Below are 11,348 nucleotides of genomic sequence, written 5' to 3'. Positions count from 1 at the left end.
ACCTCCAACCCCGCTCCCGGCCCCGCCTCCCCGCCGGAGACGGCGAGCCCGGACCAGCGTGCCGCCGCCGACGCCCTGTGGGCGGCGGGCGCCGCCGTGCTGGAGGCCGGGGTCGACGGGGCCGGGGCCGTCACCCAGTCGGCCCTCCTGCGCGCCGCGCACACCGCCCGGCTCCGACACCTCCCCCGTGCAGCCGGCGCCGCGCTCTCCGTCGTCACGCTGCTGCGCGCGGCCCGCGCCGGAGATCCCTCGTACCGCACCGCCGACCTCGTCACCGCCCTGGCCGAACTCCTGGGCACCGCCCGCCGCGTGGGGACGGCGTCCGGGGCGGAGCTGGCCGCCGTCCGAGGCCGGGTGCGCCGCCCGTACAGCCCGGACGGCTCGCTCCGCCTGTACGGCCTGTTCACCGAACCCGTGGTCACCGACTCGGGGCACGGCGGCGTCCGCACCTGGGTCGCCGGAGCCGATGGCCGCCTCTTCACCGTCGGCGATGTGGCGCCCGGCGGCGCGGGGCGCGCCCTCGGCGTGGCCGACCGGGCCGTGCGCCTGGGGGACAGTGCCCTCACCCACCGGGAGCTGGGCCGCGCGGGGCTCGCCGTTTCGGGCGCGACGGTCTCGCCGGACGGCAGACTGGGCGCAGGAAGGGCCGTCAAGGCCGTCACCGCCCGGGGCGCGGCGTGGACGGAGCCGCCCCTCGCCGCCCTGTGGGAGACGCCACCGGCCGAACAGGCCGCCCGCGCCCTGCGATCCACCTCGCGCTACGCGGACCCGGACGGCACCGGCAGCGACCTGCTCTTCCTGGACGTCGAACTCCTCGGCGCGGTACGGGAACCGGGCGGCACCTGCCTGCTCGCGCTGTGCGCGGGAGGCGTTCGGGTCCGGCTCACCGTCGCCGACGACGACCCGGCGCTCGCCCACCGCGACAACCTGGCCCTGCTGGCCGCGGCGCCGGGGACCCGGCTGAGGATCATCGGCCGCCTGATTCCGGCCACCCACCCCCGGCTCACCCTCCTCGCGTGCTCGCACCCCACCGGCGAGGGCACGGTCGACCTCGGCCTCGACCGGCTGCGCCGCGCGGACCTCCCGGACCCGTCCGCCCCGGCGCACTTCGCCCCGCCGCAGCCCGCAGGCCCCGGCGCGTCATCGCCCCTGTACCTCCTGGAGCGCCGGGTCGAACAGACGGTTCCGGCGGGCCGCGCCGCCCTCGGCCTGCTCGGGGACGTCACCGCCGAGACCCGCCGGATCCGCCGCGGCGGTCTCCCCACGGCCGCCGCCCTGCTGACCGCCCTGTGCGCCTCGGCCGCCCGGCGTGATCGCAACCTGTTCGGTCGTCTGCTCCCGGCCGACACCGACGGCTTCGCCGCGTACTGGCTGGCGGCCGCCCGCTACACGGCCGCCGTGTCCGAATCGCTGTGCGCGGCCGCCTGGAATCCGACGGAGGAGGGCCCGGCCGCGGTGCCGCCCGTCCCGGCCCACGACGCGGCGAGGTGAGGCGCGGACCGCCCGAGAGCGGGCAGTGCACCCCGCCGATCGGCATCGGCCGGCGCACACGCCCCACGCGTGCACCGATTCACCGCCGTTTCAGCTCGCGACTTCGGGCTCGGTTCTCCGCGACGTTGCGCGTCTTCTTCCTGCGGCCCGACCCGGCGAGCAGGGCGAGGACCGCCGGCGACCTCGACCCCTCGGCGAGGGTGCGCTGCATCCAGTCGGTGACCTCCGCCAACTCGGCCGTCGTCGGCACGTGACCGTCCTGGACGGACAGGTGGAACAGCCAGTCGCGGATACGGCGGCGGATGAACTCGCGGTGCCCTTCCGCTTCGAGCGCGTCGATCTCCGGCAGGAGTCCGGACGCCCACTCGCGGAAATCGGCAGGTCCGGACGTCTGCATCGCGATCTCGTCCACGAGGGCGACCACCGCCGTCTTGGCAACCATCTCGACGGGGTCTCGAAGAAGGGTGGCCACGATCGCGCGGTCCCGGTCGCGGCTCGGCGAGGAAGCGATCACCGACACGACGCGTCGGTAGGCGGACCCTCGAACGTGTTCGTCCGCGACCGCGTCGTCGACGTCCACGCCGAGGATGCCGGCCGCCGCGAGCAGCTCGGCCACGTCGGCATGCAAGGTCATCGCTTCACCCCTCCCGGACAGCCTGTCTAGCAAGCATCGGCATCGACTGTCACGTCGGCGTCCGGGGGCGGCGACGGCCAGGGCGAGCCGGACCGCGCCCGCCCTGCGGAAGGAGCCGACGTCAGACATCCGGCCGCGCCCCGGGAGCGCACCGCCGGGTCCCCGGGTAACGTCGGACGCGGCTGAGGAAGGTGTGGCTGGCCATGACGAAGGATCGCGGGGAGCAGACGTTTCGGCGGATCGTCCAGGCCGCCGGAATCGTGATCGACCGGGACGGCTACGCCGGTGCCTCGACCCCGGCGATCCTCCGGCTGGCCAACGTCTCCCGCAGCGGCTTCTACCACCATTTCGCGTCGAAGGAGGATCTCGGCGACGAGATCCTGGCCCGCCAGCACACCTACTTCCAGCAGGTCTCCGAGCAGATGGCGGCGGGCCCGGCCCCCGAGCTCTGGCTCCAGGCCCTGGTGGACATCAGCCACCACTACACCGCCGGCCTCCTGGAGGATCCGGTCCTGCGGGCCGCCGTCCGCCTGTCGATCGAGCCGGGCCCGTACCAGACCGCCGAGAGCTACGCGGGTTCACTGGGTGCCGTCACCGCCGCCCTCGAATCCGCCCGTGAGGCCGAGGAGATCCAGGACCACGTCGAGCCCGTGGAGACCGCGCGGACACTCGTCGGCTGCTACAGCGGCGTACAGATGCTGTCCCTCGCCCTGGCCGAGCGGGACGCCCTGCACCAGCAGGTCAGCGCCATGTGGGCCCTCGTCATGCCCGGGATCGCCCGTCCGGAGGTCTTCGCCCGGCTGCGTCTGGGGCCGCCGCGCTCCATGGGGACGCCCCCGCCGCGCTGAGACGGCGGTCACCGGCAGCGGGCGCCGAACCCGTTCGCGGAAAGGCCCCGGCAGAAGGACTCCCACGCCGCGCCGTACCGGGAGAGCCTGCCGTCAACGAACCAGGTGGTGTCGGCTCGGCGACCCTCGGGGCGGCTGCCGGGGCCACTGCTGGAGGGTCGGTCCGGACGTCGGTCCGGTTTTCGGGCCTGGGCGTGTGCTGCTCCCGGCCGGATCAGCATCCCGGTGAGGGCGGCGGTGGCGAGTGACCGCAGCGTGGCCTTCAACGGTCGTCCGATCGGCATGGCGTGTCCCGTTCTCGTCGGCGTGGGCATGTCGGACGGGGTCTCAGTCCGGCCCGAAGGCTGGGTGCCCCACGGTGAGTTCAACGACGCGGACCAGTTCCGGCTGGAGCTGGCGACCCAGTTGGTCGTACGGGGCGGCGCGGCGCCCCCGGGCAGCGGCGCCGGGAACCCTAGTCAGCCCAATGGGGCGGGCGCTCCAGGGTCTGCGGGATCTTCGTGCGGGCGTCGCCCCGTGCGGAGTTCAGCTGGGGCTGGGTGAGAAACAGCGCGCCGCGCAGGTCCGCCCCGCACAGGTTCGTGTCCCGCATGTCCGCGCCGATCAGGTCGGCGTCGCGCAGGTCGGAGCCGGACAGGTCGGCCGCGATGAGGAGGGCCCCGCGCAGGCTGGCGCCGCGCAGCTTCGCACCGCGCAGCCGGGCGCCCATGAGATGGGCGCCCCGGTGGTTCTTCTTGCGCCCCGGGATCGCCGCCCGGGCCAGCTCGCCGGCCCGCAGGAGCAGGGGATTCACCTCGCCGCGCAGCGCGTCCACGTCGACGGCGAGCAGGATCTCGGCCGTGTCCCCGGTGAGGGCGTCCAGCCGCTCGTACGCGCGGCGCAGATCGCCGTGCACGGGCCCGGCCGCGGGCAGGTCCAGGGCCTGCGCGACGTACTTCAGAAGCTCCTGGAGCTGCCGCACGACGGGGAAGACCTCATACATCGCGCGGGCCGAATCCGGCTCCTCGTGCCAGCTGACGCCCTTGAAGGTGACCTGGGAGACCTTCTGGCCCGCCCCGAAGCAGTCGAACACCGTGCAGCCGTTGTACCCCCGGTCACGCAGCCGCCGGTGGATGCCGCAGCGGAAGTTCTCCTGGAGGTTTCCGCAGGGCGTGCCGGCGGACTTGTCCACCGGGAAGTCCGAGGAGCGCGAGAAGGGCAGCGCCACGCAGCACAGCCCGAAGCAGTTCCCACAATCGGCCTGCAGGTCGGGCTGGGCGGCGTACGAGGTGCGCTCGGACAAGACGGTGACTCCTGGTGGCGTGCGGGGCCGGGCAGCGGTGTGCCGGTGGCTGTACGCCCCCATTGTCCCGCGTGCGCGGAACGCGGCGTGCCGGGAGGCCGGTCAGCCCTCCGGACGCAGGAGCCCGCGCTCGTAGGCCCTCACCAGCCGCTGCGGCACCTGGTGGACGGTTCCGTCGATCGTCACGGGGACGAGCTGAGGCGTCGTGGCCTTCCACTGGGCGCGACGGTGACGGGTGTTGCTGCGGGACATCTTCCGCTTGGGGACTGCCATGAGGGACCACCTTTGTCGTTGACCTCGAACGCTATATGAAAACGATAGTCAACACCAAGTCGCTGCTGATCCGTCGAACTGCCGTCGTCGAGCGGGCCGAAGGGCGCCTCGCCGGGCATCAGGCCGATGCTGGTACGCCGCAGGGGCGGAGGACCATCAGTGAGTCCTCCGGGGTCGCGATCATGGCGAAGGGGAACCGGTCGACTTCGAGACAGAGGTCGACGTCGTCGCGGTGGGCCCCCTCGCGGACGCCCTCCCTCAGTTCCGCGGCGGCGCGCGACTCCGCGGCGCGGCGCACGAACACGGTCGCGTCCGCCTCGGCCCCGGTGGCTCTCCCCGCGATGTACTGGGCGCAGGCCAGGTCCTCCTCCGCGCGCCCGTCCTCGCCGGTGACCACGAACGTGACGTCCTCGCAACCGTGATGGCGCAAGAGTCCCGCCGTCGCCTCCGCCACGACGAAGCCGGCGCACAGCACCAGCGGCGCTTCCTTCACCGCGAGGGCGCCCACCGTTCCCGCCGTGGTCTTCTGTATGACGGTACGTCCGCCCAGATGGGCGGAGCGCAGCAGGCCCGGTGAGTTGACGGCGTCGAAGCCGGGCGTCGGCGCACCGTCCTTGAGCGCTACCCAGTCCGGATGACGCGCCTTGAGTGTCAGGGCGTCGTCGAGCGATTCGGCGAGGACGATCTTCTCCGCCCCTCGGGCAAAGGCCCAGGCGGCCACCGTGTAGGCGCGCATGACGTCGACCACGACCGCCACCGACGGCGTTTCGGTCAGCTCGGGGATGCCGAGGAAGCGAGAGTCCATCCGGTCATGATCGAGGACGCCCGTCCCGAAGTCCCCGGCTTCGTGAGTCACTTCACACCGGCAGGCGTGCGCGCCCGCGTTCCCCGTACGCCTCGATCAGAGCGTTGCGTACGGCGAGCCGTCCCGCGCGGCGGAACGCGAAGTGGTTGGAGTCCACCTCGTGCACCTTGATGGACCGCAGGACCACCGCGACGGCCACCGCCGTCCCGGGGCCCAGGGCCGCCAGCTCCTCGCGGAGGCCGGAGCCGAACGCCTCGTGCAGTTCGGACACCCACTCGGTCGGCCGGCCCGGCACCGCGACGGTGTCCGCCACCTCGAACTCCACGCCCTGCTCCCAGGGTTCGAAGTCCGCCACCGCCTGGGCGAAGAAGGACGGGCAGCCGCCCTGCCGGACGTACGTGGCCCTGACATCGCGCAGGGGGCGGGGAGGGAAGGTCCTCGGCTCGGTGGTCATGCGCCCAAGCTAACGGCGCGCCGAGGGCCTCCCCACGGAATTTCCGCGGGGAGGCCGTTCGTGCGTCAGGCGTCCCGGCGCAGTTCCAGCGTGCAGCACTTCACGCTGCCGCCCGCCTTGAGGAGCTCCGAGAGGTCCACGCCGATCGGGTTGAACCCGTGCTCACGCAACTGCGCGGCCAGCCCCGTCGCGTTCTGCGGCAGGACCACGTTGTACCCGTCCGACGTCGCGTTCAGCCCGAACACCTCGGCGTCGGCGGGGGTGGCGAGAAGGGCGTCCGGGAACAGCCGCTCCAGCACGGCCCGGCTGCCGGGGGAGAAGGCCCCCGGGTAGTAGGCGACCGTCTTCTCGTCGAGCACGGTCAGGGCGGTGTCCAGGTGGTAGTAGTCCGGATCGACGAGGGTCAGCCCGATCACCGGGCGTCCGAAGTACTCCTGTGCCTCGTCGTGCGAACGGGGATCGCTGCGGAAGCCGGTGCCCGCCACAGCCAGTCGCCCGCCAGGAGATAGTCGCCCTCTCCCTCGTTGACGAAGGCGGCCGTGCGCAGCTCCGGAAAGCCGTTGTCGCGCAGCCAGTTGTGGTAAGCGGGGCCCTCGGCGATGCGCTCGGCGTCGCGGAACCGGGCCACGAGGGCCCGCCCGTCGACGACCGTGGCGCCGTTGGCCGCGAAGACCATGTCGGGGAGGGAGGGGACGGGGTCGATCGTGTCGACGGTGTGCCCGAGGCTCAGGTAGACCTCGCGCAGCCGCTCCCACTGGGCGATGGCCAGCGGAGTGTCGACGGGCTTCGTCGGGTCCATCCACGGGTTGATGGAGTAGACCACGTCGAAGTAGGTGGGCCGGCACATGAGGTAGTGCCGGGCACGTGCAGTACGCATAGGGGATAGGTCCCGATCGTCAGGGGCGGCCGGTGAGATATCCGCCCATCGAGGTGAAGTACTCGGTCGCGGGCAGCTCGCGGCCGTCTTCGGTCCGTACGCGGGTGATCGCCAGGCCGCGGTTGCGGCCGGTGCGGGCGTCGGCTCCGGCGACGATCACGACGCCGTCGCCCTCGCGGTAGAAGACGCGGCCCGGTGTGCCGCCGTAGCGGCCCTCGGACACGACGGCCGAGACGACCTCGATCCGCCGCCCCCGGTGGTACGTGAAGGCGGCCGGGTACGGGGCGGACTGGGCGCGGACCAGGCGCTCCAGGTCCTCGGCCGGCCAGTTCCAGTCGATGCGGATGTCCTCCTCGGCGCGCTTGTGGAAGAAGCTCGCCTTCGACCGGTCCTGCGGGGTGAACTCCTTCTGCCCGGAGGCGATCAGCCCGAGGGCCTCGACGGTGACCGGCGCGATCAGATCGACCGTGCGGTGGAAGAGGTCGGTCGCGGTGTCCGTCGGTCCCACGGGCACCGCCCGCTGGACGACGATGTCACCCGCGTCCAGCTCCTCGTCCATCATGTGCGCCGTGACGCCGACCTCCGGCTCGCCGTTGATGAGCGCCCAGATCAGCGGCGAGAAGCCCGCGTAGGCCGGCAGCAGCGAGTCATGGATGTTGAGCGTGCCGTGGACCGGCAGGGTGAAGATCTCCGGCGGCATCCACGTCCGCCAGTTGTTGGCCACGATGATGTCCGGGGCCACTTCCCGCAGCTGGTCCACGAGTTCGTCGTCCGGCCGGTTGCGGATGATCACGGGGACGCCGTGCTTCTCCGCGAGGTCGGCGACCGAGTCGCTCCAGATCTTCTCGTAGGCGTGCTCGCTCTTGGGATGGGTCACGACGGCCACCACGTCGTGCTCGGAGTCCAGCAGGGCTTGCAGGGTGCGATGGCCCCAGGTCTGGTATCCGAACATGACGACCCGCATGAAGGTGCCTCCTTGGAAAGCGATGACCGGCGCTTCAGTAAAGCAAGGCTTACCTAAGATCACAACGCCCCATGATTCACAGGCAGGTTGACAGTCGATGACGGCCGGAAACACACCCTGACGTCGACAGGAAGGGGCGAGCGGGTTAACTTGACCCGGCCCGCTCTCCGGCCGCGCGCCGTGGGTCCGAACGCGACCGGGAGGGACCTCCCATGCTCTGTACGAGGCTGACGAACGCGCGCTTCCTCACGATGGACCCCCGCCACCCCGTCGCCCACGACCTGGGGATCTGGCGCGGCCGGATCGTCGGCGTGGACGACGCCGTGACCTCCCTGCCCGCCCGCGAGGTCGTCGACCTGGGCGGGGCCACCGTGCTCCCCGGCTTCATCGACAGCCATGTCCACCTCGCCTGGGCCGGGTTGAAGGCCGGAACCCCGAGCGTCGCCCCGTGCGAACGGATCGAGGACATCCTCGCCGCGGTGGACGCGGCGGCCCGGCGGCCCGCCCCTCCCGGTGCCTGGGTGGACGTGGCCGGATATGACCAGCGGGCCCTGGGCCGGCATCTGACCGCCGCCGAACTGGACCGGGTCAGCCACGGCCGCAAGGTCTTCCTGATGCACGACTCCGGGCACGCCTGCGTCGTCAACACGGCGGTGCTGGACCTGCTGCCGGGCGGGACCCCGCACGAGAACGGCTTCCTCGCCGAGAGCGCCATGACCACCGCCCGCCGGCTGCGGCTCCCGTACTCCCAGGAGGAGCTGGCCGACGCGATCGAGCTCGCCGCCCGCGCCTGCCTCGACGAGGGGATCACCGCCTGCGCGGAGGCCGGCATCGGCGGCGGACTCCTCGGCCACAGCCCCGTCGAACTGGGCGCCTATCAACTGCTCCGGGACCGCGGCCGACTGCCCCTGCGGGTCCAGCTCATGGCCTCCGGCGACACCCTGCGCCCCCGCGCCGCACACACCGACGACGGGTTCACCCGGGCCCTGGACCTCGGCCTGCGCACCGGATTCGGCGACGACTGGCTGTCGCTCGGCGCGCTCAAGATCTACACCGACGGCGGGATGATGGCCCGTACCGCCGCGCTCACCTCCCCGTACGAGGGGACGAGCGAGAACGTCGGCCGCTTCCAGGGCGACCCGGAACGCCTCGTCGCCCTCATCGTCGACGGCCACCTCGCCGGCTGGCAGCTCGCCGTCCACGCGATCGGCGACCGCGCCGCCGACCTCGCCCTGGACGCCCTGGAGCGGGCTCAGAAGCTCCGGCCCCGCCCGGACGCGCGCCACCGCATCGAGCACGCCGGGCTGATCCGCCCCGACCAGCTGCCCCGGCTCGCCGCGCTCGGCGTGAGCGCGGTGGTCCAACCGAACTTCCTGCGGTACTTCGGCGACGACTACGCGACCGTGATGGGCCGGGAGCGGGCCGGCTGGATGTACCGGGGGAGGGGCTTCCTGGACCACGGCGTCGCGCTCGTCGGCAGCTCGGACCGCCCCGTCACGGACGGCGCACCCCTGCGCGCGATCCAGTTCATGGTCGAACGCGCCTCCGCCTCGGGCCGGCTCGTCGGCCCGGACGAGGCCGTCACCGTCGACGAGGCGCTGCGGGCGTACACGGTCGCCGGCGCCCACGCCTGCCGCTGGGAGGACACGGCGGGCACCCTCGCGCCCGGGATGCGTGCCGACCTGGTGGTGCTGGGCGACGACCCGCACCGCGTGGACCCCTCCCGGATCGGGGACATCGAGATCGTCCGGACCGTCGTGGACGGCCGGGACGCCCGCGGCGCCTGGTGACGGCTACGCTCGACGCCATGCGTACGGAGAAAGAGGAGAAAGAGGGGAGCGGGACGGACGCCGCGTTGGTGACCGTCCTGTCGTACGAGAACCTGCCGGGCTGCCCGCGGCCCCCGGCGGCCCTCCGCGCTTGACTGCGTGACCGCGGCATCGACTGGATGCCCTTCGCCGGTGAGCTGATCCGCTGTGATCTCGCCTGCGGCATCGGCGCGGACGGGCACTGGCGCGGCTGGTACACCGTCCGGGTCGACGCCGCCGCGCTGCACGCCCTGGGCCTGCACCCCGATCAGCCCACCTCCGCGGTCACCGCGCCCTCTCCGCCGCGCTGGTGGCACGCCGCCGCCGAGCGCAACGCCGAACGGCGCTTTGGGGGCTGACGGCCCCTCCGCCCGCAGCGCCTCCCAACTCCTGCTGTGTCGAGATCCATTGAGGCCCGTGGGCCGGTCGAGTCGTGTCGCCCTGCGAACGGGTGGCAGAACAATGCATCGCCCTTTTCGTGTTATTTAGGGTGAATCGGGGCATTGGCCCGTAGGTTGGGGAGAAACGCCACCCGGGTGGCGTCCTGTGTCCCCCGACCGACCACTGGCAGGGGGCCGGGCGGCAGGTCAGGAACGAGGAAAGGCAGGGCAGGTGAACGTGCTGGGGATCATCGCCTCCGGTGTGGCCGCGCTGTTCATCACGGTCGCACTCGCCAAAAGTGCCCGCCGCGTGGCGCTCCGCCCTCACGTCCCGGACGAACCGGGCGGGCGTGCGCCACGGGCCGAGGCGCTGCGCAGGACGGGCGGCACGACCGCCGTGGTCGGCGTCGGCGCGGCGGCCGGCGTGGCCCTGTGGCTCGGTGCGGCGGACGACGCGGCGGGCTCCGTCGGAGGGCTGCTCGCCGGGGCCGGGCTCGTGGCGGCCCTCGGCCTCGTCCACGATCTGAGGCCGCTGTGGTCCGTCCTGCGCCTCGTCGTCCAGATCGCCGCCGCGGTCCTCGTCGTCTGCCTGGCCGGGCTCTCACCGGCGGCGGGCGTCCTGGCGGTGCTCTGGATCGTCCTCGTCACCAACGCGTTCGTCCTGCTCGACCACGCGGACGGGCTGCTCACCGCCGTCGGTCTGGTCACCGCCGCCGGACTGCTCACGTGCGCCCTCCTCGGCGGGGACCCGGCTCTCGCGCTGCTGCCGGCGACCCTGGTGGCGGGCCTCGCCGGCTTTCTGCTCCACACCTGGCACCCGGCACGCCTCCGGCTCGGCGCATCCGGGGCGCAGTTCACCGGATTCGCCCTGGCCGCCTCCGGCGCGCTGATCCTGGCGGCCGCCCCGTCGGGCCGCGCCGCGTGGGCCGCGCTGCCGGCCCTGGCCACGGTGGCCCTCGCCGACAGCGCCCTGGTCGTGATCTCCCGCCGCCGCGCGGCGCGTTCCCCGCTGCGCGACACGGACGACCACATCGCGCACCGCCTGCGCCGGGTCCGCGTCACCGTGCCGGGCGCCGCGGTCCTGACCGCTCTGTGGGCGGCGGTGCCCGTGGCGACCGGGACCCTGGTCTACGCGGAACTGCTGCATCCCGCGCTTCTCCTCCTGCCGTTCGCGGGGACGGCGGCCGCGGTGTTCGCCCTTCTGAGGATTCCGGCGTACGCCCCGCCCCGTACGGGCTCCTCCCGTACGACCCCGTCCCGTACGGCCTCGTCCGGCGTGACTCAGGCCCGTACGGCCCCGTCCGGCGCGGTCCCGTCCCGTACGGCCGCAGCCCGGCGTACCGAGGCGGCGGGCGCCGGCACCGCGATCCCCGCCGCGGCCTCAGCGCCGGGCGCCAAGGGCTCGGCTCCCGGCCGGGGCGCCCCCACCGGCGCAGCCAGGACCGCCGCCGGGCACCCCACCGTTCCGCCCCCGCCCTCCGGCCGCCCCGCCGCCTCGGTACGCCGCGGCTGCGGCCGAACGGGGCTGACAC

Annotated in this window: 11 protein-coding genes and 1 pseudogene; 5 read left to right on the top strand and 7 right to left on the bottom strand. The window is 73.3% G+C overall.

Annotation, left to right across the window (positions count from 1 at the left end; all coding sequences use genetic code 11):
- Window positions 1–1,491 (top strand): hypothetical protein (locus tag D3105_RS29475; protein ID WP_118905985.1); only part of this gene is annotated, 1,491 nt, incomplete at its 5' end.
- Between the two features lie 79 nt (window positions 1,492–1,570).
- Here D3105_RS29475 and D3105_RS29470 read toward each other — a convergent pair.
- Window positions 1,571–2,125, bottom strand: a complete 555-nt coding sequence (locus tag D3105_RS29470; RefSeq protein ID WP_118905984.1) for a hypothetical protein — start codon at window positions 2,123–2,125, stop codon at window positions 1,571–1,573.
- A 203-nt stretch (window positions 2,126–2,328) separates the two neighbouring features.
- On the opposite strand from D3105_RS29470, the gene D3105_RS29465 reads away from it, so the two are divergent.
- Window positions 2,329–2,973: a ScbR family autoregulator-binding transcription factor gene (locus D3105_RS29465; RefSeq protein WP_118905983.1), complete on the top strand. Its 645-nt coding sequence runs from the start codon at window positions 2,329–2,331 to the stop codon at window positions 2,971–2,973.
- Window positions 2,974–3,427: 454 nt separating this feature from the next.
- Here D3105_RS29465 and D3105_RS29455 read toward each other — a convergent pair whose 3' ends face one another.
- The 6 genes and pseudogenes from D3105_RS29455 to D3105_RS29430 form a co-directional block, all read right to left on the bottom strand.
- Window positions 3,428–4,255, bottom strand: coding sequence for a pentapeptide repeat-containing protein (locus tag D3105_RS29455; RefSeq protein ID WP_118905981.1), 828 nt, complete (start codon window positions 4,253–4,255; stop codon window positions 3,428–3,430).
- A 102-nt stretch (window positions 4,256–4,357) separates the two neighbouring features.
- Entirely contained in the window at window positions 4,358–4,528 is a 171-nt protein-coding gene (rpmF, locus tag D3105_RS29450) for a 50S ribosomal protein L32 (RefSeq protein ID WP_118905980.1), read from the bottom strand.
- Window positions 4,529–4,646: 118 nt separating this feature from the next.
- Window positions 4,647–5,333 carry a 2-phosphosulfolactate phosphatase gene (locus D3105_RS29445; RefSeq protein ID WP_118905986.1) on the bottom strand — a complete coding sequence of 229 codons (687 nt, stop codon included), beginning with the start codon at window positions 5,331–5,333 and terminating at the stop codon, window positions 4,647–4,649.
- Between the two features lie 52 nt (window positions 5,334–5,385).
- Window positions 5,386–5,787, bottom strand: coding sequence for a hypothetical protein (locus D3105_RS29440; protein ID WP_118905979.1), 402 nt, complete (start codon window positions 5,785–5,787; stop codon window positions 5,386–5,388).
- A gap of 65 nt (window positions 5,788–5,852) precedes the next feature.
- Window positions 5,853–6,664: pseudogene (ddaH, locus tag D3105_RS29435) on the bottom strand (dimethylargininase).
- 19 nt (window positions 6,665–6,683) lie between these two features.
- Window positions 6,684–7,628, bottom strand: a complete 945-nt coding sequence (locus D3105_RS29430) for a methionyl-tRNA formyltransferase (RefSeq protein ID WP_118905978.1) — start codon at window positions 7,626–7,628, stop codon at window positions 6,684–6,686.
- Window positions 7,629–7,840: 212 nt separating this feature from the next.
- Here D3105_RS29430 and D3105_RS29425 point away from each other — a divergent pair, with 212 nt between their 5' ends.
- The 3 genes from D3105_RS29425 to D3105_RS29415 form a co-directional block, all read left to right on the top strand.
- Window positions 7,841–9,418, top strand: a complete 1,578-nt coding sequence (locus D3105_RS29425; protein WP_118905977.1) for an amidohydrolase — start codon at window positions 7,841–7,843, stop codon at window positions 9,416–9,418.
- Between the two features lie 158 nt (window positions 9,419–9,576).
- Window positions 9,577–9,795: a hypothetical protein gene (locus tag D3105_RS29420; protein WP_118905976.1), complete on the top strand. Its 219-nt coding sequence runs from the start codon at window positions 9,577–9,579 to the stop codon at window positions 9,793–9,795.
- Window positions 9,796–10,048: 253 nt separating this feature from the next.
- On the top strand, window positions 10,049–11,348 hold a 1,300-nt coding region (locus D3105_RS29415), incomplete at its 3' end, for an MraY family glycosyltransferase (RefSeq protein WP_118905975.1).

The sequence above is a fragment of the Streptomyces globisporus genome, assembly GCF_003501885.1.
Taxonomy (GTDB): Bacteria; Actinomycetota; Actinomycetes; order Streptomycetales; family Streptomycetaceae; genus Streptomyces; species Streptomyces globisporus_D.
The sequence above is the reverse complement of the archived record's forward strand: the minus strand, read 5'-3'. Positions and strand labels throughout refer to the sequence as shown.